The sequence below is a fragment of the Arthrobacter sp. A5 genome, assembly GCF_051131705.1.
In the GTDB taxonomy this organism is placed as follows: Bacteria; Actinomycetota; Actinomycetes; order Actinomycetales; family Micrococcaceae; genus Arthrobacter_M.
Genome location: NZ_CP180316.1, coordinates 3,775,089 through 3,799,854, shown reverse-complemented (window position 1 = coordinate 3,799,854; position 24,766 = coordinate 3,775,089). Strand labels below are relative to the sequence as shown.

General features: G+C 65.3%; 20 protein-coding genes and 2 tRNA genes. 17 read left to right on the top strand and 5 right to left on the bottom strand.

Annotated features, from left to right (window positions below):
• Positions 1-254: 254 nt before the first annotated feature.
• Together ACLLJI_RS18010 and ACLLJI_RS18005 are read right to left on the bottom strand one after the other, a co-directional pair.
• A complete protein-coding gene (locus ACLLJI_RS18010; RefSeq protein ID WP_434615153.1) occupies positions 255-1,985 on the bottom strand; it encodes an IS1634 family transposase in 1,731 nt (576 codons plus the stop codon).
• Between the two features lie 184 nt (positions 1,986-2,169).
• Positions 2,170-3,381: an amidohydrolase gene (locus ACLLJI_RS18005; RefSeq protein WP_434615150.1), complete on the bottom strand. Its 1,212-nt coding sequence runs from the start codon at positions 3,379-3,381 to the stop codon at positions 2,170-2,172.
• Positions 3,382-3,622: 241 nt separating this feature from the next.
• Between ACLLJI_RS18005 and ACLLJI_RS18000 the strand changes: the two genes are divergently transcribed.
• The 5 genes from ACLLJI_RS18000 (at position 3,623) to ACLLJI_RS17980 (ending at position 10,060) form a co-directional block, all read left to right on the top strand.
• Positions 3,623-4,387, top strand: coding sequence for an SDR family oxidoreductase (locus tag ACLLJI_RS18000; RefSeq protein WP_434615147.1), 765 nt, complete (start codon positions 3,623-3,625; stop codon positions 4,385-4,387).
• 237 nt (positions 4,388-4,624) lie between these two features.
• Positions 4,625-5,272 carry a PadR family transcriptional regulator gene (locus ACLLJI_RS17995; RefSeq protein WP_434615144.1) on the top strand — a complete coding sequence of 216 codons (648 nt, stop codon included), beginning with the start codon at positions 4,625-4,627 and terminating at the stop codon, positions 5,270-5,272.
• A 73-nt stretch (positions 5,273-5,345) separates the two neighbouring features.
• Entirely contained in the window at positions 5,346-6,824 is a 1,479-nt protein-coding gene (locus ACLLJI_RS17990; protein ID WP_434615141.1) for a DHA2 family efflux MFS transporter permease subunit, read from the top strand.
• Positions 6,825-7,000: 176 nt separating this feature from the next.
• Positions 7,001-7,648 carry an MOSC domain-containing protein gene (locus ACLLJI_RS17985; RefSeq protein WP_434615138.1) on the top strand — a complete coding sequence of 216 codons (648 nt, stop codon included), beginning with the start codon at positions 7,001-7,003 and terminating at the stop codon, positions 7,646-7,648.
• A 402-nt stretch (positions 7,649-8,050) separates the two neighbouring features.
• The gene (locus tag ACLLJI_RS17980) at positions 8,051-10,060 is read left to right on the top strand and encodes a DEAD/DEAH box helicase (protein ID WP_434615135.1); all 2,010 of its coding nucleotides are present in this window, start codon (positions 8,051-8,053) and stop codon (positions 10,058-10,060) included.
• A gap of 148 nt (positions 10,061-10,208) precedes the next feature.
• Here ACLLJI_RS17980 and ACLLJI_RS17975 read toward each other — a convergent pair whose 3' ends face one another.
• Complete coding sequence (locus ACLLJI_RS17975) at positions 10,209-10,688, bottom strand: YbaK/EbsC family protein (RefSeq protein ID WP_434615132.1); 480 nt, start codon at positions 10,686-10,688, stop codon at positions 10,209-10,211.
• Between the two features lie 32 nt (positions 10,689-10,720).
• The gene (locus ACLLJI_RS17970; RefSeq protein ID WP_434615129.1) at positions 10,721-11,809 is read right to left on the bottom strand and encodes an IS630 family transposase; all 1,089 of its coding nucleotides are present in this window, start codon (positions 11,807-11,809) and stop codon (positions 10,721-10,723) included.
• 425 nt (positions 11,810-12,234) lie between these two features.
• On the opposite strand from ACLLJI_RS17970, the gene ACLLJI_RS17965 reads away from it, so the two are divergent.
• The 12 genes from ACLLJI_RS17965 to ACLLJI_RS17910 all read left to right on the top strand — a co-directional run bounded on the left by ACLLJI_RS17965 (position 12,235) and on the right by ACLLJI_RS17910 (position 22,832).
• Positions 12,235-12,630 carry a hypothetical protein gene (locus tag ACLLJI_RS17965; RefSeq protein ID WP_434615126.1) on the top strand — a complete coding sequence of 132 codons (396 nt, stop codon included), beginning with the start codon at positions 12,235-12,237 and terminating at the stop codon, positions 12,628-12,630.
• Between the two features lie 75 nt (positions 12,631-12,705).
• A tRNA-Thr gene (locus tag ACLLJI_RS17960) sits at positions 12,706-12,777 on the top strand.
• Positions 12,778-12,838: 61 nt separating this feature from the next.
• A tRNA-Met gene (locus tag ACLLJI_RS17955) sits at positions 12,839-12,912 on the top strand.
• 181 nt (positions 12,913-13,093) lie between these two features.
• A complete protein-coding gene (locus ACLLJI_RS17950) occupies positions 13,094-14,353 on the top strand; it encodes an APC family permease (protein ID WP_434615123.1) in 1,260 nt (419 codons plus the stop codon).
• A 195-nt stretch (positions 14,354-14,548) separates the two neighbouring features.
• Positions 14,549-16,378 (top strand): DUF222 domain-containing protein, encoded by a 1,830-nt coding sequence (locus ACLLJI_RS17945; protein ID WP_434615120.1) that lies wholly within the window; start codon positions 14,549-14,551, stop codon positions 16,376-16,378.
• A 104-nt stretch (positions 16,379-16,482) separates the two neighbouring features.
• Positions 16,483-18,090, top strand: coding sequence for a Na+/H+ antiporter (locus tag ACLLJI_RS17940; protein WP_434615117.1), 1,608 nt, complete (start codon positions 16,483-16,485; stop codon positions 18,088-18,090).
• A 73-nt stretch (positions 18,091-18,163) separates the two neighbouring features.
• A complete protein-coding gene (locus tag ACLLJI_RS17935) occupies positions 18,164-18,241 on the top strand; it encodes a type II toxin-antitoxin system YoeB family toxin (RefSeq protein ID WP_283562257.1) in 78 nt (25 codons plus the stop codon).
• A gap of 148 nt (positions 18,242-18,389) precedes the next feature.
• Positions 18,390-19,823, top strand: a complete 1,434-nt coding sequence (locus ACLLJI_RS17930; RefSeq protein ID WP_434615114.1) for a DHA2 family efflux MFS transporter permease subunit — start codon at positions 18,390-18,392, stop codon at positions 19,821-19,823.
• Between the two features lie 78 nt (positions 19,824-19,901).
• The gene (locus ACLLJI_RS17925) at positions 19,902-20,777 is read left to right on the top strand and encodes an HpcH/HpaI aldolase/citrate lyase family protein (RefSeq protein WP_434615111.1); all 876 of its coding nucleotides are present in this window, start codon (positions 19,902-19,904) and stop codon (positions 20,775-20,777) included.
• Positions 20,778-20,919: 142 nt separating this feature from the next.
• Complete coding sequence (locus ACLLJI_RS17920; RefSeq protein ID WP_434615108.1) at positions 20,920-21,828, top strand: DUF2797 domain-containing protein; 909 nt, start codon at positions 20,920-20,922, stop codon at positions 21,826-21,828.
• Positions 21,829-21,910: 82 nt separating this feature from the next.
• Positions 21,911-22,138 carry a DUF3188 domain-containing protein gene (locus ACLLJI_RS17915; RefSeq protein ID WP_283559797.1) on the top strand — a complete coding sequence of 76 codons (228 nt, stop codon included), beginning with the start codon at positions 21,911-21,913 and terminating at the stop codon, positions 22,136-22,138.
• A gap of 4 nt (positions 22,139-22,142) precedes the next feature.
• Positions 22,143-22,832, top strand: coding sequence for a hypothetical protein (locus tag ACLLJI_RS17910; RefSeq protein ID WP_434615104.1), 690 nt, complete (start codon positions 22,143-22,145; stop codon positions 22,830-22,832).
• A gap of 382 nt (positions 22,833-23,214) precedes the next feature.
• Here ACLLJI_RS17910 and ACLLJI_RS17905 read toward each other — a convergent pair whose 3' ends face one another.
• Positions 23,215-24,750, bottom strand: a complete 1,536-nt coding sequence (locus ACLLJI_RS17905; RefSeq protein WP_434621642.1) for an MFS transporter — start codon at positions 24,748-24,750, stop codon at positions 23,215-23,217.
• Positions 24,751-24,766 lie beyond the last annotated feature (16 nt).

The window sequence follows — 24,766 nt, the reverse complement described above, 5'->3', positions numbered from 1 at the left end:
AAGCAGTGCAGGACCGGGAGCTGGCGGAGCGTCAAGGGAGCGATGTTCCAGCCTGTCGCCGTCCAGACGTTCGCCGTCGGACTGGCAACGATCTCAGCCACCATGGTGCTGGAAGCCGTTCGATGGGACCGCCGCCGTTCCGGGCGCCAAGTCAGTCCCGCTAGCCCGAAGTTACGTGGGTGGTGACGTGGGAAATCCCCGCCGTCCTTGACTTCCGGCGGGGATTTCGTGGTTTTGGGGTTTCTTCCTTCTGTCTACTTCAGGTTCAGCGGGAGGGTTTGGCCGATGAGTTCGAAGGCACGGCGCTGGATGGGTGTGGGCGCCGCGAGCGTCGGGACTGCGGGCATCGTGGTGTCGGTGCCGTAACGGATGTCGTTGCGGGTCAGGGTGGCGAGGTGTTCGAGCAGGGCCCGGAAACTGTAGGCAGGGGCCCCGTCGGCGGTGGTCCGCCGGCTGGCTTTGGTCTGCGCGGCGGTGGAGCGTTGTGCGGGGGCGACGGGGTCGGCCGGTTCGGGGCGGTGTTCGTCGGTGAAGGTCAGCGGCGCCCACGCTTTGCGGAGGTGCCAGGTGAGGTAGGCGGCGAGCATGCAGATGAACACGTGCGCCCGGACCCGGGTTTCGGTGTGGTGGTGGATCGGGCGCAGGGCCAGGTCGATGGCCTTGATGGAGCGGAAGTCACGTTCGACGTTGGCCAGGGACTTATACGTTGCCACGACTTTGGCGGCGTCCATCTGCTTGTCGGGGATGGTGGTGCGGATGATGTAGATCCCGTCCAGGGCCGCCTCGGCGGCGATGTTCTCCTCGTTGCGGGCGTAGGTGAAGGAGGTATCGGTGATGTCGAGTTTGTAGTGCTTTTCCATGTTGTATTTCCCGACGACTTTCCCGGCGCGGATCCCGATGCGCCCGGCGTCCTTGAGCCTGCCCGCTTGGGTGGCGGCGGTGATTTTGGCCAGTTCCTTATCGGTTGCGGCGAGCAGGTCGCCGCGTTTGCGTGAGCGTTCGGCCGCGAGGGCGGGGTTGCGGCAGGCGATCAGCCGTTCGCCGGGATAGTCCGGGTGGCTGATCTCGGCCAGGTTCGTTTCATCGAACAGGGACATCTGCAGGGGCCCGTCGTCGGCGGCCGGCGCCTGGATCGCCGGGGCCCGCAGCGCGGTGACCCAGCCGAGGCCGCCGAGTTCCTTCAGCGCCTCGATGCGGGCACTGGTGATCATGCCGCGGTCCCCGACCATGACCATCTCCTGGAGTCCATACCGGGTTTTGAGGTCCTTCGCGAGGGCCTCGAAAGCGGTCGGGTCCGCCGTGTTCCCCGGCACGACCCGGACGGAGACGGGACGGCCTTCCGGGTCGGTGAGCAGGCCGTATTCGATCTGCGGCAGTCCCTTCTTCCCGTCCCGGGAGTAGCCCCGTGCGGCCAGCGGGCAGTGGTGCCCGGTGACCCAGGAGGAGGACAGGTCGAACAGGGCCAGCCGGTCCGGGTTCGCCCCCGGGGACAGGTGTTTTTTGGCCAGGGCCTTTTCGATGCTCTCCTGCCGGGTCTCGAGCCAGTCCATCGCGGCGTAGACCTCGTCGGTGCCGGCTGCGGTGAGGCCGAGGTCCACGGCCAGGGTGGTGTCGGCCCACCATCGTGTGGTGGCCAGTTTCGAGCCGGGCCGGCAGACCCGGGCGATCACCAAAGCCAGGGCCAGGTCCCGCTGCGGGCAGGCGGGCCCGAGCAGGGCCGGCAACCCGAGGGCCTTCGCCTGCGCGGTGACCGCGGCGACGTGCCCGTGCGGGCGGGAGCGCAGGATCGTGGCCGCGGCATCGGCCGGGACCAGGTGCTGGCCCTTGAGTCCGGCCTCGATCAGGTCTACGACGTGGTCGGGCAGGGCCGAGAGGTTCGCCACCGTCTCGTTGCGGACCTTCCCGCCCTCCCGGAAGCTGCGGCGCAGATAAGCCGAACGGTAATCGCGTTCCAGGCCGTGCTTGTCAGTGTGGGACTTCCTCACTCTGACTACGTGAACCGGCTTCTCCTGCTGACTCGTACCAACAAACTACACCCGTGTGTGGTCAGCACCGGTAACGACATGCCGAATATTCTGTCTACAGTTATTGGCCGAAAATGGACCTTTCGCCAGGAAACTCAAGGAATCAGAGCGAAAGGTCCACGTAACTTCGGGCTAGCGGGGAGGGCTAGCGGGGAGCGACCGCTCCCTGCCGGGTTTCGCCGTCGTACTTGTAGACCTGCTTCCCACCGATCCAAACCCTCAGCGCCCGCTGCATAACGTCGAGCGGGTCGCCGCTCCACAGCACCAGATCCGCATCCTTGCCCTGCGTCAGCGAGCCGATCCGGTCCGCCAGCCCCAGCACCTTGGCCGGGTTGATGGTGATGGCCCGCAGCGCCGTCTGCCGGTCCAGCCCTTCCTTGACTGCCAGCGTGCACTGGTGCACCAGGAAGTTGACCGGCACAACCGGGTGGTCGGTGATGATGGAGATCTCGACGCCGGCTGCGGCCAGCTTGCCCGGGTTCGCCAGCGAGCGCCCGCGCAGTTCCACCTTGGATTTGGTGGTGAACAGCGGCCCGATCAGCACCGGGATGCCCCGCTCTGCCAGCACATCGGCCAGCACATGCGCCTCCGTCCCGTGGTCCAGCACCAGCTCGTAGCCGAATTCGTCAGCCAGCCGCAGCGCCGTGGCAATGTCATCGGCCCGGTGGCAATGCTGACGCCAGGGGATTTCCCTGCGCAGCACCATGGCCAACGCGTCCAACTGGGGGTCGCGGGCGTTCTTGTCCGCCTTGGCCATGTAATTCTGCGCGTCGATGAAGGCCTTGCGGATCACCATCGCGGTGCCCAGCCGGGTGGACGGCGTCTGTTTTTTGTCCCCGTAAACGGTCTTCGGGTTCTCGCCCAGCGCGGATTTGAGTCCGCTGGGGGAGCGGAGCACCATCTCCTCGATGTAGCGTCCATGCGTGTGCAGCGCCACGGCCAGGCCGCCGATCGGGTTCCCGGAACCGGGATTGATGTTGACGGAGGTGATGCCGCCGGCCAGCGCATCATCAAATCCGGGGTCAAAGGGGTCGACGGCGTCAATGGCGCGGACCGCAGCCATGTTCGGGTCTGTCATCTCGTTGACGTCGCTGGTGGAGCCTACCTCGCCCTCCGGATGCATGCCCAGGTGAACGTGAGCGTCGATGAATCCGGGCAGCAGCCAGGCGCCTTCGGCATCCAGAACCTCGGCTCCGGCGGGAATCTTCACCTTCGGCCCCAGCGCGGAAATCCGGCCGCCCGTGATCACCACAGTCCCCTCGAATGGCTCCCCGTCGATGGGGACCACATGGGCATTGGTGACGGCCAGGGGCTTTCGTTCGCGCGGTCTGTTGCGGGAGACTGGAGCTGTGCTCATGGAAGACCCTTTCGCCGGGGTTCGTGACTGTCTTCCAACCTACCCCGTGACCCCGACAACGATGGCGGGGGACGGCGCTCGCCAGGCGCCCGGTGCCCTCTGTCGGCGGCTGGACTGCCACCCCTCCGGCTCCGAGGAGCCCGCGGCGGAGCAGAATGGCGGAATCGGCCGCTGAAAGAGCACCTCAGATGTTCGATGGGGCGGATTAAGGGACGTCCGTCTGCGCGGTTATGCTGGCTGCATGCCTGAGAGTATGGAACGGAAAACCGCACTGGTCACCGGCGTCGGCCGCACGGCGGGCATCGGCGCCGCCGTTGCCCGCAGACTCGCCACGGACGGCTGGGATCTGCTGTTGAGCTATTGGCAGGACTATGACGCGCGGATGCCATGGGGCGTCCAGCCGGACGACGTCGGCATCCTTACCGCCGAGCTGCAGGCGTCCGGTGCGACGGTCAACTCGTTTCCCGCCGACTTTGAGGACCCAACCGGAGCGGACGGGCTGATGGCACGGGCCGCCGTCGTCGGACCGCTCAGTGGACTGGTGCTCTCACACTGCCAGTCCACCGATTCGTCCATTCTGGACACCACGCTCGAGAACTTCGACCGTCATTTCGCCGTCAATACCCGTGCCAGCTGGCAGCTGATCGCCGCCTTTGCCCGGCAAATACCAGGCGACGGCGGCGCCATACTTGCGCTGACCAGCGACCATACCGGCCACAACCTGCCATACGGCGCCTCCAAGGGAGCACTTGACCGGATTGTCATTGCCGCGGCCCGGGAGCTGGGGCCGCTGGGGATCAGCTCCAACGTGCTCAACCCCGGACCCGTCGACACCGGCTGGATGGACGACGCTACCCGGGCCGAGCTGACGTCATTGCAGCCGACCGGACGGCTCGGTATGCCGGTCGACGTCGCCGGCGTCGCGGCTTTCCTGCTCTCGCCCGCGGGGCGCTGGGTCAGCGGACAACTGATCAAGGCCGACGGCGGTTTCTCCGCCGATCGCTAGCATATTCGGTCCGCCTCTGGTCCGCGCGTGCTCCATATCTGAGGTGCCCATGATGGGTCCGTGGGTGATGAACTGCCCCAGGAAGCGCACCTCTGATGTGTGGGTAACGGGGGGGCTCTCAGATATGGGGGAGGCTCTCAGGCGCGGGGGAGGTCCTGCGGCGGGCCACGACCAGGGGATGAGGATGGGGAAGCGGTGTCTTAGTCAAGTTTGTCTAATCATAAACTGACTAATACCATGATGTCCGTGCCCAAACGCTCGCCCATCGCCCTCGCCGTTCTTGCCCTGCTGGCGGAAGCACCCATGCACCCCTACCGGATGCAGGCGCTGATAGCGGAGCGAGGCAAGGACGAGGTCATCAATGTCAGCCAGCGGGCCAGCCTGTACAACACGATCGACAGACTGGGCAGGGATGGTCTGGTCCGGGTGCGGGAAACCATTCGTGAGGGGCATCGGCCGGAACGATCCGTCTATGAGATCACCGCTGAGGGCCGCGAAGCCGCGGCAGCGTGGATGGGCGAAATGCTATCCGCTCCGCGGCGCGAATACCCGGAATTCCCGGCGGCGCTGGCACATTTGCCGCTGCTGGAACCTGCCAGCGCCGCAGAGTATCTGCGCATCCGGCGCGCAGCGTTGGGCGCCGACGTGGAGCGGCTGAGCGCGGGAATTTCCGCTGTCGAGGACACGATTCCGCGGTTGTTCCTTTTGGACGCGGAGCTGAACCTGCAGGTCAACCGCACGGAGCTCGCTTGGTTGGACGGACTGATTGACGATCTGACGACAGGCGCGATGACATGGAGCCGCGAGTCTCTGCAGGGCTTTGCCCACAAATTGGAAACACCGAAAGATCTTGAGTCACGAAAACCAGAGGACCACGAATTATGACACGAATTTTCCTGCCGGTGGCGCTTCTCTGCGCACGCGGGCGCACCCGGCTGCTGCCCGCGGAGCTGGCCCAATGAGCGCGCTGCCCACCGGTCGGGCCCGGTCTTTTGCCCTGATCTCGCTTTTTCTTGCTTCCTTCATGGAGCTTCTCGACGCGACCATTGTCAACGTCGCCCTGCCCCAGATCGAACAATCCCTGAGCGCCCACAGCAGCGAACTGCAGTGGATGGTGGCGTCCTACACGCTGGCACTGGCAATCGGCCTGATCACCGGCTCGCGGCTGGGCGACATCTACGGGCGCAAACGGCTCTTCGTCGTCGGACTGGTTCTGTTCACCCTCTCCTCCGTGCTCTGCGGGCTGGCGATGAATCCTGAAATGCTGATTGCCTCCCGGGGACTGCAGGGCTTCGCAGCGGCGGCGATGATTCCGCAGGTGCTCTCCAGCATCCAGGTCATGTACAAGCCAAGCGAGCGGGCCGGTGCAATGGCCGGATTCTCCGCACTTGCCGGAGTCGCCGCGGTGTCCGGCCCGATCCTTGGGGCCGTCCTGACGGATGCGGATCTCTTTGGCTGGGGCTGGCGGACCATCTTCTTTGTGAACGTTCCGGTCGGAATCTTCGCCGTGCTGTGCGCCATCCGGTTTATCCCCGAATCCGCCGCCCCGGTGCGCCACCGGCTGGATATTCCGGGCGTGCTGATGCTGGCCGCCGGAATACTCGGCGTACTCTACCCGCTGACCATGGGCCGCGAGCAGGACTGGCCACTGTGGACCTTTTTGATGATGGCGGCCGGGGTGCTGATCCTGTTGGGATTCGTCGTCCTGCAGCGGCGTGAGGAACGCGGCGGCGGCGAACCCCTGGTGGCAGTTTCGCTGTTCAAGAACCGCTCCTTCGCCGCAGGCATGGCCCTGATGATGCTCTTCTTCATTCCAATGAACGGCTTCTTCCTGATCCAGACCCTGTTCCTGCAGCTGGGGCTGGACTACCCGATCCTCAAATCCGGGCTGACCATGATCCCGTTCTCCGTGATGGTGCCGATTCTGGCTGGCCTCTCTGCGGCGATCCTGGCCCGGAAGATTGGCAAGGTGGTGCTTCAGCTGGGTCCGCTGGTGATCGCCGCCGGCTTTGTGGTCCTCATCTTTACCGTCCAGGCGGCCGGTGCCGGTGTCACGCCGTGGCAGCTCATTGCCGGGCTGGCACTCGGGGGCGCGGGCTTTGGCATGGTTGTGGCCCCGGTGGGAATCTTCGTGCTCTCCGAAGTTCCGGTGAAGAGCGCCGGTTCGGCGTCCGGGCTATTCAACACCACCACCCAGCTCTCCGGAGCCCTCGGTGTGGCGATCATCGGCACAATCTTCTTCAACGCCCTGGACGCCGGCACCGGCACCAGCAGGCCGGCAGTCTTTGCGGGCGCCTTCACCAGCACCATGTGGATCATGGCTGGCGGCATGGTCCTGGCCGCCGTCGCCGCGTCCTTCCTGCCGCGCTGGGCACCGGAAACCGATCCGCTGGAGTCAATCGAAGCGGATCCCACGCCCGCAGAGTCCCGCACGTAGACCCTGTCCCGCCCCGTCACCCCACCCGCCCCCGCCCCGTCGCCCCAACCGCCCCGCCCCGTCACCCCACCCGCCCCACCCATCCCGCCCCGCCTCATCCCGGCGAGGCCACCCTGGTGAGTGCGTCATGGGGGCCTGGCGGTACCGTCGCGGCGGGCCTCAGTTAGGATGGGCCGGTGACCACCGGAACCCTGCTCGCCGTCTGCCGCGTCCACGAACTGCGTCCGGACCTTGGCATCGGCGTGACCGCCATTGATAAACGGCCGGTGGGGGTCGCAGTGAAGGTCCGAACGTTGGGGCTGTACGGCGATGTCCAGGTGGACCGGAAGCATCACGGCGGGGCGGACAAGGCGCTCTACGCCTACTCTCAGCAGGAGGCGGAATTCTGGGCTGCGGAGCTCGGCCGCGAGGTGCCGCCCGGGATGTTCGGGGAAAATCTGCGCACCGCCGGGATCGAGACCACGCGGGCAGTGATTGGGGAACGCTGGAAAATCGGCGCCTCCGTCATTGCCGAGGTCACGATGGCCCGCACACCCTGTGCCACCTTTCAACGCCGTATGCGCGAGCCGCGTTGGGTCAAGCGGTTCACCGACGTGGGGCTGATCGGCACATACCTGCGGGTGGTCACCAAGGGCGAGATTCAGGCCGGCGATGATATCACCGTGATTTCCAGACCGGCACATGGCATCACCGTTGGAAAGTTCTTCAGCAGTCCGACGGCGGATGACGTAAGGACACTGACGAAACTGCACGACGACGGCGAGCTGCAATTGGCGCATGCGCTCCGTCCGTATTTCGAAAACATCCTCCGCGCGGACTCCTGACGTGCCGGCGCTCGACAGCGAATCCTGACTCGCCGGTAACGGGGGAGGCATGTGCGCAACCTCACGGTGCACCCACGGGCTTCGGGGTTTGCCGCCGTGACACCATATAGTACACTTGAAATATCCCCCACTCCGGTATCTCCTTTATCTTTCTGCCCAATTCTTGAGGCAGAAGTCGCAGTGTATGGGTCCCGCAAGCAGCAAGCGGGGTTGTTCAGTTCATTAGGGGATCGCCGGCAAAGAAAACGCCATACGGCATCAGCTCACAGCTGTTGCCCGTCACCGCGCAAGCGGTACGCAGCTATGGCGAGAGGTCCTGCCACGGGATGGTTATGGCGGCTGGATTTCTTTGTAATGCGGCATCCAAGCCGTCTGGCCCTATGTGAATGAGGAATCTTCCCCATGCCCGAAAACTTGCCCGAAACCACCGCCACCAGCAACCCGGTCGTCAGCGTGAACACCGAGTCGGATGAGCACGAAATGCGCTTTGCGGACATGGGAATTGACTCCCGCGTTCTCGCCGCACTCAGCGACGTCGGCTACGAAAAGCCCTCTGCCATCCAGGCAGCCACCATTCCGGTGCTGCTGGAAGGCCGCGACGTCGTCGGCCTGGCGCAGACCGGAACCGGTAAGACCGCAGCGTTCGCCGTCCCCGCACTGTCCCGGATGGCCGATCTGATGGCCATCAACGGTCCGTCCAAGGCCACCCAGATCCTGGTGCTGGCACCGACCCGCGAACTGGCCCTCCAGGTCGCCGAGGCCTTTTCCTCCTACGCCGCGCACCTGGACGAATTCAGTGTGCTGCCGGTCTACGGCGGCTCCGCCTACGGCCCGCAGCTGGCTGGCCTGCGCCGCGGCGCGCAGGTCGTCGTCGGCACGCCCGGACGCGTCATTGACCACCTGTCCAAGGGTTCCCTGGACCTGTCCAACCTGCAGTACCTGGTCCTCGATGAGGCCGATGAAATGCTGCGGATGGGCTTCGCCGAGGACGTCGAGCAGATCCTCTCGCAGACCCCGGAGAACAAGCAAGTAGCGCTTTTCTCCGCGACCATGCCGTCAGCGATCCGCCGGATTGCCAAGAAGTACCTGAACAACCCCGCAGAAATCTCCGTCAAATCCAAGACCACCACGGGCGAGAACACCCGCCAGCGCTACCTGCAGGTCATGGGGCCGCACAAGCTGGACGCGCTGACCCGCGTGCTTGAGGTTGAGGAGTTCGACGGCGTCATCGCCTTTGTGCGCACCAAGATGGCCACCGAGGAACTCGCGGACAAGCTCAAATCCCGCGGCTTCCTGGCCGCCGCCATCAACGGCGACATCCCGCAGCAGCAGCGCGAGCGCACCATCGAGGCCCTGCGCGACGGCAAGATCGACGTTCTCGTGGCCACCGACGTCGCGGCCCGCGGCCTTGACGTCGAGCGCATCAGCCACGTCGTCAACTACGACATCCCGCATGACACCGAGTCCTACGTGCACCGGATCGGCCGCACCGGCCGCGCCGGCCGCAGTGGAGATGCGATCCTGTTCATGACGCCGCGGGAGAAGTACCTGCTGCGTTCCATCGAAAAGGCCACCCGCCAGCCGGTGGAGCAGATGCACCTGCCGAGTGCGGAGACCATCAACGGTCTGCGCCTGGGCAAGTTCGCGGACAAGATCACCGAGACGCTCTCCTCCAAGGACGTCTCCAAATTCCGCGACCTGATCTCACGCTACGAGGAAGAGCATGATGTCCCCGCAGCGGAGATCGCCGCCGCACTGGCCGTGATGGCCCAGGGCGGTCAGCCGCTGTTGGTCAACGACCTTCCGGCAGCACCGGAGTACCAGCAGCGTGAGCGCTCCAAGGACGGCTTCGGCTCCCGCGGACCGACACGCACACTGACCGCGGGCAACGCCACGTACCGGATCGCCGTCGGACGCCGCCAGCGCGTCATGCCCGGCTCCATCGTCGGCGCCATCGCCAACGAGGGCGGCCTGTCGTCGGCACAAATCGGCGGCATCGATATCCGCTCGGACCACACCCTGGTCGAGCTGCCCGCCGAGCTGAGCGCCGACCAGTTGCGCGCCCTGAGCCGGACCCGCATCGGCGGCGAGCTGATCCACCTCGAATTGGACAAGGGCCGCAGCCCCCGGTCGGAGCGGGAAGGCGGCGGCGGTTACAAGGGGCGCAGCCAGGGCGGCTATCAGGGTGGCGGCGAGCGCAACGACCGCGGCCAGGGTGGCTTCAAGAAAAAGTACGACGGCGACCGCAGCTCCGCTCAGGGCGGTTACCAGGGTGGCGGCGAACGCACCCACAACCGCACCTCCGAGTCCGGCTATGCCGGGCACACCGCGAACGGTGCCGGCGACCGCAAGCCGCGCCACGGTGGTAAGGAAGCCGGCGCTGCCGACTTCAACCGCAAGGGCAAATGGTAGGACGCAACAGCTCGGCGAGCTATGCAGTTCGGGTGAGCTAAGCAGTTCAACGATTTAGGGTCCGGAACCGTCAGGTTCCGGACCCCATCCTTTAAAGGTGTGTCTCTTAAGTTAAGGTATGTCTGTTAACGCGCGCTGCTGAAGGCTGTCAGTCGACCTTGGCGCTGCGGCCACAGGTGAGCGAGAGCAGCTCCTTGTAGTCGGTCGGGAAGACGCTGTGCGGCGTGCCGGCGGATGCCCAGAGCACCGGGTAATCCGCAAGCGTCTCGTCGACCACCGTTTCAACTCGTACCGGATGGCCCACAGGCGCCACACCCCCGATGGACTGACCCGTCGCCGCACGCACTTGCTCCGGAGTTGCGCGGTGGATCTTTCCCCGTTCGAGCCTGGTCGCCAGTGCCTTGGTGTCCACCCGATGGCTGCCGCTGGTCAGCGCGAGCAGCGGGCCGCCGTCGCACATAAATACCAGTGAGTTCGCGATGGCGCCAACCTCGCAGCCCAGAGCCTGCGCAGCCTCCACCGCCGTGCGGGTGGAGTCCGGAAGCACGCGCACCTGCCCCAGCGCCCCGGCCTCGCGGAGCGCATCCGCAACGCTTTGACTGCTGTGTGAGAGCCGTTCCTTGCCCATCGGTCCTCCCTATGAATAGCTAGTGTAGTGTCTCAGTTTTGTTTTGTGGCTTGGAGGGCTACGCGTCCGCGGCGGACTTTTTCGATGATGGAGTCGGCGGTCGCTGTCCAAATCAGCGGCGTGGGGTTCTCGTTGTTGACGCGGATGTAGGCTTCGATTTTCTCGATTAAATCCGGCACCGAGTGGAAGACCCCGCGGCGCAGTGCCCTCTCCGTGAGGTCCCTGAACCAGCGCTCCACCAGGTTCAGCCAGGAGGAGGAGGTTGGGGTGAAATGCAGGTGAAACCGCGGGTTCTTCTCCAGCCATGCTTTCACGTTCGAATGCTTATGGGTCGCATAGTTGTCCACTATGAGGTGGATTTGAAGGCCCTTGGGGACCTCCTTCTCGATGGTTTTTAGAAACCCCAGGAATTCATCGTGCCGGTGCTTGGGCACGCAGGATCCCAGGACCTTTCCCGTGGCGACCTCCAAGGCCGCGAAGAGCGTGGTGGTTCCGTTGCGCTTGTAGTCATGCGTTACGGTCTCGGCCCGACCCCTGACCATCGGCAGGGACGGTTGGGAACGGTCAAGAGCCTGGATCGAGGTCTTCTCATCCATGCAGAAAACCATCGCGTTCTCCGGCGGATTCAGGTACAGCCCGCACACATCAATGAGCTTCTCGTCAAAGTTCGGATCGGTGGAGAGCTTGAACGTCTTGATCAGGTGCGGCTTCAGCCCACGTGCCGCCCAAATCCGCTGCACCTGCGCCGGAGACACACCGACACGTGCCGCCATGGACCGCACCGACCAATGCGTCGCACCCTCCGGTTTGGAAAACCGCGTCAATTCAACGATTTCGGCGATCTTCGACTCCGGGATCGCCGGCTTGCGCCCCCGCCCCTCCTTGACCTTGCCGAACTCCTTCAGCCCTTCCCCTACGAACCGGGCACGCCAAGCCCGCACCGTCGCCGGGCTTACACCCACCACCCGGGAGATCCACTCGTTAGCCAGGCCCTCGGCAGCCATCAGGAGAACCTGCGCCCGCTGCACCTCGCGATGTGAAGCAAGCCGAGACTTGGACAGGGCCTCCAAGACCTGGTGCTGGGCGTCGGTGAGGGTCAATGCGGGAGCTGGATTCGACATGTTCCCAGCTTAATCCACAAGTCATAAACTATTTTGGAGACACACCACTAGCCCCCTTGACGGAACCTAACACGTCGCGGCGGACCACGCATGGTGGCTCTGGAGACCTTCTGGCGGAGATGACGCCCATCCCCGCCAATGACGGCGGCGTCCCCTCGTCATTGGCGGGGACGGGCGTCATAAGTGGCCGGGCCCGAGCTGCTTGCAGTGAAGAGTGCATCGGCGTGGGAAGCCACTGCCGCCTGGCCATGCGTCTGTGACCCGCGAGCGGACGTCTTGAGGCGGCTATCACGCAGTAATCGTCCTGCCCGTTGGCGGTGTCAGTCACGCGACGTACGATCGGGTTAGGTCACGACGAGGGCGTAGTCGTCTGGTCCCGGCGCACTCCTGGCTTGCGCTGAACTGCTCAGTGAAAGGTTCATCCGATGGGTTTTCTGGAAGACGCAAAGAGAAAGGTGAAGGACGCGCTGAATCTTGGAACGGAGGGTCCTGCGGTGGAAGGCAATGACGAAAGCCGGGAAAGCGATCCCCATGACACGTCGACCCCGTCTTCCCTGGAGCGCTCGGGCGCCGAAGCGGAGGGCGGAGCCCTTCCCAGTAGAAACAACAACGACGTCGGTAAAAACAACGAGAATGTTGTCGAATATAGGGATGACGTCAGCACGGGTTTCGGACCCGGCCGCGAACGGCAAGCATCGCCGGCAGGTGGTGGCGCCGGCGTCGAACCTCTCCTTGGACCGGCCGATCCCACCAGATCCGCGACGCCCACCGCGACGGGACGTACGATGGAAGCGGAGAATGCGGACAGACACGGTGACTAAGACCCTGTGTCACGGGCGGGTGCTTCCGTGTGGATTTCGCAGTTGGGAAATCCGCTGGTAAAGTTTTCTTTCGTTGCCCCCCTAGCTCAGTGGTAGAGCGCGTTCTTGGTAAGAACGAGGTCACCGGATCGATTCCGGTGGGGGGCTCTGAATGAGAGGCTCGTGTCAAGGCGGTTTTGGCCGGCTGGCATGGGCCGCACTCATTTACGGCGGTGTAGCTCAGTTGGTTAGAGCGCACGACTCATAATCGTGAGGTCGGGAGATCGAGTCTCCCCACCGCTACAGAAAAGAACCCCCGGAAGCCGCGTGATTCCGGGGGTTTTTCTGCGTGTTGAGTCGCATTTTCTGCGGCAGGGGCACTTCCCAATAAAGTTAAGACCGTGACGGCGGATGCAAATCTAAGACGGCGGACGGTGTTGCTTCCCACCGTAGAGTATCCCGAAATCCGGAAGGCGAACTTTCCATGAGCAGCAGCCCGGCGTTGGCGCGCAGACTGGGAACGGTCGATGCTGTCATGATCGGGCTGGGGTCCATGATTGGTGCCGGCGTCTTTGTGGCGTTCACCCCGGCTGCGGAATCGGCCGGGTCAGGTCTGCTCATCGGACTGGCCGTTGCTGCCTTCGTGGCGTTCTGCAATGCAACATCCTCGGCGCAGCTCGCGACGGTATACCCGGTATCGGGCGGCACCTATGTTTACGGGCGCGAGCGCTTGGGACCGTGGCCCGGGTTCCTTGCCGGCTGGGGGTTTGTGATCGGCAAAACAGCCAGCAGCGCGGCGATGGCGCTGACCTTTGCTGCGTATGCTGCCCCGGTAGGCTGGGAGCGGCCGGTGGCCATTGCCGCCGTTGTGCTGCTGGCCGTGGTCAACTACCACGGAGTGACCCGCACCGCCGCGCTGACGCGCGTGATCGTCGTCGGCGTTCTGATCGCGTTGGCCGTCATTGTGGCAGCGGTCTGGGCGTCCGGTGCGGGGGATGCGTCCCGAATCACTGGCGGCGGGCTCCTCTCCCACGGCTGGTACGGGATCCTGCAGTCAGCAGGCCTGCTGTTCTTTGCGTTCGCGGGTTACGCCCGCATTGCCACGATGGGGGAGGAGGTCCGTGAACCGCGGCGGACCATCCCGCGGGCGATCGTCATTGCCTTGGGGATCACCGTCGTCGTCTACGCCGTGATCGCCGTTACGGTGCTGTCCTCGCTGGGCACGGCGGGTGTGGCTGAATCGCCGGTGCCACTGGCTGCCGCGGTTTCTTCCGGTACGTGGTCGGGCGTGGCTCCGGTGGCGCGAATCGGAGCGGCACTGGCTTCTCTCGGCGCCTTGCTGGCGCTGATCGCCGGGTTGGGCAGAACCAGCCTCGCCATGGCACGCGAATCCGACCTGCCGCGCTGGCTGGCCGCGGTCCATCCCCGCTACAAGGTCCCGCACCGGGCGGAAGTCCTGCTCGCCGTGGTGATCTGCGCCGTCATCCTTGTCACGGATCTGCGCGGCGCCATCGGGTTCTCCTCCTTCGGAGTACTGGTCTACTATCTGGTGGCCAACATCGCCGCCTATACGCAGCCGCGGCAGGACCGGTGCTATCCTAAGGCCCTGCAGGTCGTGGGCGCGCTGGCGTGCGTAGTATTGGTGGCTACGCTGCCGCTGATCTCGGTGAGTGCCGGACTGACCATGTTCGCCGTCGGAATCCTTTACCGCGTCCTGCGGTTGTGGGCGCTGAAGGTGCGATGACTGTTCAGGCGAACCGAGGGGCCGGTGGACCTGCAGAACGGCCGGGATGACCGAGGTCAGCGAACTTGGCGGTTTTCACGGCGCCGGTGCACGACCAAGGGGGCGGGCCGCGAGCCGAGCGTGGATAGCGCCGCTTATTCGGGCCGGAAGTGCCGGCGGAGTCATAATGTCAGTGGCTGGTGGCAATGTTGAGTTATGGACGGTTCAGCAGGAGCACCGGGCACACCGGGCGGGTCAGAAGCGCAGCCGACGACGGCCGTGCTGCTCGCCGCTCTGGTCCTGCCGGAGGGCTTCGAGTCTGCGCTGGGCGCCCACCAGCCGTATCCGCCCCATCCGGGCTATCCGGAGCGCCGGCGGGGCTCCGGGGTTTTGAATCCGGATTTCGAGGCCGGCGTCGCTGCCGCGGACGAGTGGCTGAGCGCGGAGGAAGCAACCTACAACGGTTCCGTGGATGCGCTCATCCAGTGGGGGCGGCTGGAAGCCCGCGTTGCGGCCGGGAAGGCGCGTGAGATTGAGCGTCTCGATGCTGCCAGCGATCGGATCAGCAGGGGGCTGGGCCTGGACTGGTGGCAGCGGCAGGAGGCTGCGGCGTCCACCGCAGCCGAGCTGGCCGCCGCGCTGTGCATCCCCGAAGCCGCCGCGAACGCGCTGCTCTCGGAGAGCTTCATTTTAGTTCATGAGAGGCCCCGGACTCTTCAGGCGCTGGCGGCGGGGGATCTGTCATACCGACATCCCGAGGTCATTCTCGATGAGGTTGGGTCCCTGACAGCTGCGGCGGAACCCGGCATCCCCGCCTGCGTGGCAGCGGAGTTTGAATCCCGTCTGCTGGCCTTAGCCCCGGGACTGACCGTGCCGAAGTTTAAGGCCAAAGCGCGGAAGTGGCGGGAACGGGAGCACCCGGAAACGATGGTTTCCCGGCATAAGGCCGCCGTGACGCAACGCCGGCTTCAGCTGACGCCGGACCGGGACGGGATGTCATACCTGTCCGCGTATTTGCCTGCCCCTACTGCCCAAGGTATCTGGAACCGGGCTACCAGAGCTGCCCGCTCTGCACAGGGTCCCGAGGAACCCAGAACACTGACTCAGTTACGGGTGGACATTGCTGCTGGTTGGATGCTGAACGGTCAAGGCTCACCGGCGGCTCCGATAGCTGCTGACGGCACAGCTGCCGATGGTTCAGCCGTTGGTAGCGCAGCCGACGAGGCAGATAACGACGATCTCGATGATGCGAATTCGGGAACCGGGAGCCCTGACGGGTGCCCTTCTCCCCAGGCGCAGATCCTGGTTACCATCCCCGTCTTCGCCTTGATGGGATTGACCGATGAACCGGCCGAACTCGAAGGCTACGGCCCGATCCCCCCGGATCTGGCCCGCAAACTCGCCGCCGAATGCCCCGAAATCATCAGGCTCCTCATCCACCCGCACACAGGGGAACCCCTCGCCATCGGAAGAGACCGCTACCGGGTTTCGAAACGGCTACGGACTTGGTTGCGTGCCCGGGATCAGACGTGCACGTTCACCGGCTGCAACACTGTAACTGCCGATACACAGCTCGATCACATCACCGGCTGGGAACACGGTAGCGGGACGTCTGAAGATGAGCTCACGGATGAGTGTAAAAAGCATCATCTGATCAAACACTTCAAAGACGGTAAGGACTGCCACGGCAAAAGGAAAGGCAAGTTCGTAACGTGTGATGGAACATCAGCCGATGGGGAAACCGGCGTCGGCGATCCGCCCGGACAGCGCATGCGGGGTTGGACCCCGTCGATGACTAATACCGGTCAAACGGCGTGGACGTCACCGGCCGGGCGGTTCTACCCGCCCCCGCCACCGGACCACCACCCGCCGCGGCTTCCGGAACTCATGGCCCCCTCGACGCAATCATGGGACGTGGCGCCGCCAGGAACGGCACCGCCATGGGATCCGTGTAACGATGCCGGGTACCGCGCCTTGTTTCTCGTTGATTCCGAGGTGCCTGGTGATCCTGAGGGCCGCGGACCTGTCGTAGAAGGCGGGTACTGATCCTGACCGCGGCCGGCGCTCCGTACAGAGTAACTTTGTAGTGGCCGCTGGCATCGTCTGAGCCAGCAGCCGACTAATTCCACCCGACCCGGGAAGGCGGCACTGTGGAACAGCTGGCGCTCATAGTTGGACTGCTCTTTGCCACGGTTGTCGCCGTCGGCCTGGGGGACCGGCTGCGGCTTCCCTACCCGGTGCTGATGCTGATTCTTTCCGCTGCGCTCACCTTCATACCGGGCTTTCCCGATCTGCAGATCGCCCCGGAACTGATCCTGCCGATCTTCCTGCCGCCGCTGCTTTTTGCCACGGCGCAGAAGAGTTCCTGGGCCGTGTTCCGGATCCGCTGGCGGACGCTGCTGCTGATGGCGGTTGCCCTCGTCGTGGTGTCGACCGCCGTGGTGGCCGGAGCCGCCGGGCTGCTGATCCCCGGGATCGGGATTTCGGCTGCCATCGCGCTCGGCGCCATGGTGGCCCCGCCGGATCCGGTGGCCGTGGAATCAGTATCCGCCCGCGTGCACATGCCCCGCCGGCTGAACACCATCCTGCAGAGCGAGGGTCTGTTCAACGACGCGGCGGCCATCGTGATCTTCCAGGCTGCCGCCATGGCCACCGTCGCCGGATCGAAAATCGGACCGGACGTCGCCCTTAAGTTTGTGCTCGGAGCCGCCATCGCCGTGGTGGTCGGTATGGCGATGGGCTGGATCACGGCCCTGATGACCCGGCTGATCCAATCCACGGTGGCGCGCAGCGCGGTAACCCTGGTCGTTCCGTTTGCCGCGTACATTCTGGCCGAGGAGGTGCATGCGTCCGGCGTGATCGCGGTCGTCGTCACCGCGCTGGAACTGAAGCGCCACGCCCGGGCGGAGGACGCGGCGGAACGGATTACCCGTGCCGCGTTCTGGGATGTGGTGGAACTGCTCGCGACCGGGCTTGCCTTTGGACTGGTGGGCCTGGCGATCAAGCGGGTGATCGATGAGGAAGGCACCGCGGTTTTCGCCATGGCCGTGCCAGCCGTCGTGGTCTGCGTGCTGGTGATCGTGGTCCGCGTGCTCTGGCTGACGATGGTGGCCCAGATGATCAAGAAGCGTGGCACTGAGCTGTCCAGGGTTTCCTTCAAGGATGTGATCGTCCTGTCCTGGTGCGGCATGCGAGGGCTGGCCACGCTGGCGCTGGCTTTGGCCCTGCCGCTAACGCTGGACGACGGAAGCGACTTCCCCGCGCGGCACGAGATCATCGTGATCGCCTGCGCTGTGCTGCTGGCCACGCTGGTGCTGCCTGGGCTGACCCTGCCGTGGCTGATGCGCGTCTTGAAGGCGTCCGATGATCCGTCGGTGCAGCGCGACGCGGCCCGCATTCTGGCCCGCCGGGCACAATCCGCGGCAAAGGCGGCGTTGAAAAACAATGCACTCGTGAAGGAACTCCCGCCGGAGAAGGTCAAACTGGTCCGGGAGCGGATGACGCGGCTGTATGGGGAGCTGACGGACGGCTCGGGGGCCCAGGCGACTGTGGCCAATGACGGCGGCAAGCTGGACGAGGCCGCGGCGCGGGAGCTGCGCGCGCGCAGCCGAGAGCTGGTCGTGGCCGTACAGACCATAGCATTGGACGCCGCCCGGCAGGAGATCATCGAGGCACGGAATGAGCCCGGCACGGATCCGGAAGCGGCGGACCACGTGCTGCGGCAGCTGGATCTGCGGACCATGATCATGCCGGAGTAGGTAGGCGCCCGCGTTGCTGTGAAGCGCGAGTTAATTTGCACGTACGGATCGGACGTGATTCCGGTCTCGGCGGATCACGCAGGAGCACCGGCTGGTCTATTCATTCGACTCCTCGCAGCTGATCATCTGGCAATGCCGTTACCACTACTGACCGTGTGGCTACGGGGTGCGCCGTCGAGTGTGTGCAACGCACTCAGGCCCGCGGTGAGCGAACGGCGGGAACACCGTCGAGCCCTGGCCATGTACCGTGAAACGCAGCTAAAATAACAGTTTCGGAACCCTCTCTCCCAGGAATTCTCATGTCTTTTGACGCCAGCACGCAAACCGGCGCGCCCGCAGCCGCAACTACGAAAATGCCCAGGGAATCCGTCGCGGTGATTGCGACGCTTCTGGTGGCGACGTTTGTGGTGATCCTCAACGAAACCATCATGAACGTCGCACTGCCGCGCCTGATGGACAACCTGAACGTCTCCGCATCCACCATCCAGTGGCTCTCCACCGGCTTCATGCTCACCATGGCCGTTGTCATTCCGACCACGGGCTTTGTGCTGCAGCGGCTGACTACGCGGACCGTGTTTCTGCTGGCGATGGGCGCGTTTTGCACCGGCACGGCGCTGGCGGCACTGGCGCCCGGTTTTGAGGTACTGCTGCTGGCCCGGGTGATTCAGGCGGTGGGGACGGCCACCATGCTGCCGCTGCTGATGACCACGATTCTGACTCTGGTACCGCTGGAACGGCGCGGCTTGGTGATGGGCAATGTGACCATCGCCATTTCGGTGGCGCCGGCACTGGGCCCGACGGTTTCCGGGTTGATTCTGCAGGTGCTGTCCTGGCGGTTCATGTTCATTTTCGTACTGCCGATTGCCCTGCTGGCCCTCGCCATTGGTGCCAAATACCTGACGAACATCGGCGAAAAGGAAGTCAATAAGCTCGACGTTTTCTCGGTGGTCCTCACCATGCCGGCGTTCGGCGGCGTGGTCTACGGCCTGAGCCGGATCGGCGGCCAGGGCGACGGCGGATCCAACGTCCCGGCGCTCGCCGCCTTGGTCGTCGGCATAGTGTGCCTGGTGGCCTTTGTGCTTCGCCAGCTGAGCCCGCAGAAAAGCGGAGCCCCGTTGCTTGATCTGGCAGCGTTCAGGTTCCGGATGTTCACCGTCTCGACCGTGCTGATGGTGGTGGCGATGATGGCGCTGTTCGGTAGCGTGATTTTGCTGCCCATTTACCTCCAGCAGGTCCACCACCTCGAAAGTGTCACCACCGGTCTGGTGCTTCTGCCGGGTGGTTTGGCGATGGGGTTGCTGGGCCCGGTGGTGGGGCGGCTTTACGACAGGATCGGACCGTTGCCGCTGACCGTGTCCGGGTCGGTGCTCATGGTGCTGTGCCTGTGGCAGTTCTCCATGCTGGCGGCGCAGACCCCTGTCTGGTGGATCGTGACGGTATATATGGCGCTCAGTGCCGGTCTGGCGCTGCTGTTCACTCCGGCCTTTACCTCCGGCCTAAATCCCCTCCCGCCGCATTTGTACTCGCACGGCTCGGCGATCATGAGCACGCTGCAGCAGGTGGCCGGGGCTGCGGGCACGGCCCTGCTGGTTTCCGTCTTTGCCCTCGCCACCCTTGCCTCCGGCGAGGAAGCCGGAATCCGCACGGCGTTCCTGGTAGCCGCCGTCATCGCCGTTGCCGCCGTCGTCCTCTCCGCGATGATGCGCAAGGAAAAGCCGCGGACGGCGGAGTAGCCCGCCACGTGTGGGAGGCGCCCCCACCACACGGGCGCGGAATAGTCGCCGCGGCCCCGGCGGATATACGGTAGATCTATGTCTTCCACCGTCGGCAACACCGCCCCTCCCGCCAATAATGTCCGTTCCCGCAATATTCCCGCAGACATCGCCAGGTCCTGGCTCCTGGTCCCGGCGACCAAGCCCGAGATCTTTGACGATGCGGCGTCGTCGCGGGCGGATGCCATTGTGCTTGACATCGAGGACGCCGTTGACCCGGTCAACAAGCCCTCGGCGCGGACGGCGGTCATCGATTGGCTGCGCAACGGCGGGCAGGCATGGGTGCGGATCAATGACGTCCACTCGGATTTCTGGGCTGACGATGTGGCAGGTCTGCGCAATGTTCCCGGGCTGCTGGGGGTCATGCTCGCCAAGACGGAGAACGCGGAGCAGGTCAAGGAGACCTACCACCGGCTGGACGGTAAAAGCCGTGTGCTGGCGTTGGTGGAATCCGCAGTCGGGATCGAGGAAGCGAATCACATCGCGCGGTCGGAGGGCGCATTCCGGTTGGCCTTCGGTTCCGGTGACTTCCGCCGGGACACGGGGATGAGCGCGGACCGCGAAGCGATGGCCTATCCCCGCGCCAAGCTGGTGGTGGCGAGCCGAGTCGGGAACCTTCCTGGTCCCATCGACGGACCCACGGTGGGCACCAACCACCCGATTCTGCGCGAGCAGTCTGCCATCACTGTCGCGATGGGGATGACGGGGAAGCTCTGCCTGGCCACGGATCAGACCACGATCATTAACGAGGTCATCAGCCCTACCCCCACCGACGTTGCCTGGGCTTCGGACTTCATGGCGGATTTCGATGCCCGCGGCGGCGTGATCCGGGATGGTTCGGATCTGCCGCGGCTCGGGCGTGCCGAGAAGATCATCAAGCTGGCCGTAGCCTTCGGCGTCCAGCCGGCGGTCTGATCAGGCGTGGCCGTCGGGCCAGTCACAGTGGCCGCGCCCGCCGCGCCCGGCCGGGTGAGTGGTGGCATCTGCCCTTGGAGCGGTGGTTGAAGGGCCAGATGTCCCGACTCGACGGAGTGGATCTGGGGTTCGCGGTGGTGGCATGCTGATCCGCGGGGTGGTGTGGGACGCAACCGGACCATCGCTGTCCTGCACAACGGACGACGGCGATGCTGCCGTCCCGTTGTCGGCCGGCCAATGGCTGCGGTTCGGTGTTCACAACGGGCCGCGGCAGTGCGTGGGCTCCTTTGTCGTGCAGGGGCCGACGGTGTCCGTGCATTGTCGCTGTCCGGAATCGGCCGCCGCGGAGCGGAGCTATCAGTGCGGACGGTGTTTTGCCCGCGATGATTTCCGCTATATGCATGACTTTCACCGCAGCGGCATCGCGCCCGCCGGGCTCAGGGCGTACCTGGGCCAGCCGCACTGGCTTTACATTGCGACCTTTGCCGACGGGGCCACGAAGGTCGGCACGGCATCGCAACGCAGCAAATGGAGCAGGCTCGCGGAGCAGGGTGCGGTGCTGGCGCAGTACGTCGCACTCGCTGACGACGGCCGCATCGTCCGGCAGCTGGAAGACCTGGTCACCGCGAATCTGGGGCTGACGCAGCACATCAGATCCGCGGCGAAGGCGGCGGCGCTGCTGGAGCCGTTGCCGGCCGCTGAACTGGCCGCAGTCAACGGCCGCCACGCCGGTGCCGTCAGGGAAATTCTGCGGGGCGTCGGGATGGCGGGCTTCCAAACCGTAAGGGAAGGCTGGGACCGGCCGGCTCTCGCGGCCGGACTGGCCGATCCGGGCGCCGCGCCGCGGGAGCGTCGGCACGCTTATCCGTCGACCTTGGACGACGGCGGGCACGGGCTGTTGATCAGGGCCATGCTGGGCGGTTACGTGCTGGCCGGTATGGATGGCATCGATTCGGACTTCGTGGCCAACCTGGGCCAGCTCAAGGGCAGACGCATCACCCTTGGCCACCACCGTTCCGCAGTCCCTATCGTCCAGGATTCCCTCTTCTGACATCTGAGGTGCCCGCGTTGGGGCCATTTTGCCGAAACGCCCCAACGCGGGCACCTCGGATGCAAGGGCTAAGCTGGTGTGCGTGCTCAACGAATTTTGGGAAACCTCCGGCCGGCTCTACAAGGTCCTGGTCTTCGGCGCCATGGGCGCGATCGCCGTCGGCCTGGTGCTCACCGTCGTCGGGGCGAACGCTCATGATCCGGCCAGGACGTACCTTGGGCTGCCGTTCATTGGCCTGGGCCTGATTCTGCACATGGTGGGTCTGGTGGTCCGCGGCCAGCACGTCCGGAAGCTGCTGCGCAGGAAATAACCGCATGCCCACGTCACTGATGCTTCTCCCCAGCCCGCTGCTGGGCCCGTCCGTGTGGCAGCCGGTGGCGCAGGTGCTGGATGACCGTGGCTGGGATGTCGTGACATGCCCGGTATCCGCGCCGCCGCAGACAACACAGGACGTTCTGGACGCTTTCCTCGCTGCGCTGCCGCTGGACCGGGAGCTTGTGGTGATACCGCACAGCAACGCTGGCGCCTACGTCCCGGCGCTGGTGATGCAGCGGCGGGTTGTCGCCTCCATTTTCGTTGACGCCGTACTCCCGCCGGACCGCGGGCGCGTTCCGCTTGCGCCAGCGGCATTTCTGGATTTCCTGCGGGGGATCGCGGACAAGACCGGTCTGCTTCCGGTTTGGACCATGTGGTGGGACGAGGCCGACGTTGCGTCCTTGTTCCCGGACGCCGTTACCCGGGCGCGGGTCGAGGGGGAGCAGCAACGCCTTCCGCTGTCCTATTTCGAGGGGTCGCTGCCGGTGCCGGAGGGCTGGGCTTCTCGGCCGGGGGCGTATCTGGCTTTTGGTGATATCTACGCCGCGGAGCGGGACGAAGCCGCGCGGCGGCAGTGGCCGGTGCGCACGTTGCCCGCCACCAACCATCTGCACCTGTTGAATGATCCGGTACAGGTGGCCGGCGAGTTGGAGTCCCTGCTTGGCAGGCTCGGGCGCGTTCGGCACTAGACTGTTCCGGCTGGACAGTGGGTCAGCCGACGACTTCAAGGACAGGCGACGACGAGGACGTCTGCCTCTCGCCACCCGGCGGAGGGTGAGCAGTGACATGGCGGCGGCTCCGGGCATCAGCACCAGCCCGACGGCGGACACCAGGCCCGCCCCGGAGTCAAAGGCCTGCCGGGCCGAGGCCAGGAGTTCCGCGGCCGGCACGTCCGTAGGCTTCTGCGCAGGAAAAAGCGCCAACCATGCGCCCGGGTCAACATGCGCAGTACCGGCCGGGCTGCTGATGCGCAGACGTTGACGGCCTGGCCAACGTTGACGGCGGGTGACGGCGGGTGACGGCTGACGGGTAACGGGCGACGACGGCGGCAGATGGCCGCCGCCGTCGTCGTCAGCCTCTCGCCACCCGGCGGAGGGTGAGCAACGACATGGCTGCGGCGGCGAGCATCATGGCAAGCCCGACGGCAGCCACCACGCCGGCACCGGAATCGAAGGCGCGCTGGGCGGAGCCGATCAGCTCCGCGGCCTGGCCGGGCGGCAGCGAGGCTGCGGCGTTGATGGCCCCGCCCAGCGTCTGACGTGCGCCCTCGTGTGCCTGGGCCGAGAGAGAATCCGGCACGGAAACATGGAACCGGTATGCGGCTGCCAGAATGCTGCCCAGCACCGCGGTTCCCAGCACGGAACCCACCTCATAAGCCGTCTCCGATATGGCGGATGCCGCACCGGCCTTGGCCGCCGGCGCCGTCGCCAGAATCAGGTCATTGGAAATAGTCTCCGCCATGCCGACTCCTGAGCCAAGGAGGACAAAGGCCAGCAGTAGTCCGGATTCGGATCCGGAGCCGTTCAGCAGCACGGTCAGGTACCCGGCCGCGTTGAGCAGCAGCCCGGTGGCCACCAGAAAGGCTGGTCGGATGCGCCGCGCCAGCCGCACCACCAGCAATCCGGTCACGATCGACATGACCAGTCCGGGAAGGAGGGTCAGCCCGGCCCGGGTGGGGGACTGCCCGGCCACCAGCTGCAGGTGCTGCGAGACAAAATACAGGAAACCCACCAGCGAGAAAATGCTGAGCAGATTTGCCGCCACGGCCCCGCTGAACACGGGGTTGGTGAATAGCCGGACGTCCAGCATGGGCGTCCTTTGCCTCAGTTGACGGTGAACGAAGACGACCCCCAGGACAACGCCGACAAGTCCAACCAGCAGCGGCAACAGTGAACCGGGGCCGGGGGCTTCCGTTGCGAGCGCCTTGATGCCGTAGATCAGCGGGACCATCGTCCCGAAGGAAAGGGCGATGCTCGCCGTGTCAATCCGCCCGGGGGCGGGGTCTTTCGATTCGGGGACACACAGCGGGGCCAGGATGGCCAGCGGGATGAGCATCGGGACGGCGAGGAGGACGACCCCGCCCCACCAGAAGTTCTCCAGCAGCAGCCCGCCCAGCAGCGGCCCCAAGGCCGCGCCGCCGGAGAATGCCGCGGCCCAGATGGCGATCGCGGTGCGGCGCTGACCGGCGTCTGTGAAGATATTGCGGATCAGCGACAGGGTGGAGGGCATCAGCATGGCTCCGAAGAGTCCCAGCATGGCCCGGCACCCGATCAGGGCGTTGGCGCTGGGCGCAAAGGCGGCAACCACGGACACGGCGGTGAAGCCCAGACTGCCTACCATGAGCATCCGGCGGCGGCCGAAGCGGTCGGCCATGCTGCCCATCGGGACGAGCAGGCCCGCCAGGATCAACGGGTAAATATCGATGATCCAGAGCAGGCCTGTGGCGGTAGGGTTCAGTGCCAGTGAAATGGCCGGGACGGCAAAGCTGAGCACGGTATTGTCCACGGCGACGAGCAATACCGGGAGCATCAGCACTGACAGGGCCAGCCATTCACGGCGGCCTGCCCTGGTACCGGCGGGTGCCGTACGCAAGGTACCCGCGGCCATCGGGGCGGCGGAGTGA

Coding starts and splice junctions, on each gene's coding strand:
- ACLLJI_RS18005 (WP_434615150.1), bottom strand. CDS start 3,381: ATGAGCACAGCTCCAGTCTCCCGCAACAGACCGCGCGAACGAAAGCCC.
- ACLLJI_RS18000 (WP_434615147.1), top strand. CDS start 3,623: ATGCCTGAGAGTATGGAACGGAAAACCGCACTGGTCACCGGCGTCGGC.
- ACLLJI_RS17995 (WP_434615144.1), top strand. CDS start 4,625: ATGATGTCCGTGCCCAAACGCTCGCCCATCGCCCTCGCCGTTCTTGCC.
- ACLLJI_RS17990 (WP_434615141.1), top strand. CDS start 5,346: ATGAGCGCGCTGCCCACCGGTCGGGCCCGGTCTTTTGCCCTGATCTCG.
- ACLLJI_RS17980 (WP_434615135.1), top strand. CDS start 8,051: ATGCCCGAAAACTTGCCCGAAACCACCGCCACCAGCAACCCGGTCGTC.
- ACLLJI_RS17975 (WP_434615132.1), bottom strand. CDS start 10,688: ATGGGCAAGGAACGGCTCTCACACAGCAGTCAAAGCGTTGCGGATGCG.
- ACLLJI_RS17970 (WP_434615129.1), bottom strand. CDS start 11,809: ATGTCGAATCCAGCTCCCGCATTGACCCTCACCGACGCCCAGCACCAG.
- ACLLJI_RS17965 (WP_434615126.1), top strand. CDS start 12,235: ATGGGTTTTCTGGAAGACGCAAAGAGAAAGGTGAAGGACGCGCTGAAT.
- ACLLJI_RS17950 (WP_434615123.1), top strand. CDS start 13,094: ATGAGCAGCAGCCCGGCGTTGGCGCGCAGACTGGGAACGGTCGATGCT.
- ACLLJI_RS17945 (WP_434615120.1), top strand. CDS start 14,549: ATGGACGGTTCAGCAGGAGCACCGGGCACACCGGGCGGGTCAGAAGCG.
- ACLLJI_RS17930 (WP_434615114.1), top strand. CDS start 18,390: ATGTCTTTTGACGCCAGCACGCAAACCGGCGCGCCCGCAGCCGCAACT.
- ACLLJI_RS17925 (WP_434615111.1), top strand. CDS start 19,902: ATGTCTTCCACCGTCGGCAACACCGCCCCTCCCGCCAATAATGTCCGT.
- ACLLJI_RS17920 (WP_434615108.1), top strand. CDS start 20,920: ATGCTGATCCGCGGGGTGGTGTGGGACGCAACCGGACCATCGCTGTCC.
- ACLLJI_RS17910 (WP_434615104.1), top strand. CDS start 22,143: ATGCCCACGTCACTGATGCTTCTCCCCAGCCCGCTGCTGGGCCCGTCC.
- ACLLJI_RS17905 (WP_434621642.1), bottom strand. CDS start 24,750: ATGGCCGCGGGTACCTTGCGTACGGCACCCGCCGGTACCAGGGCAGGC.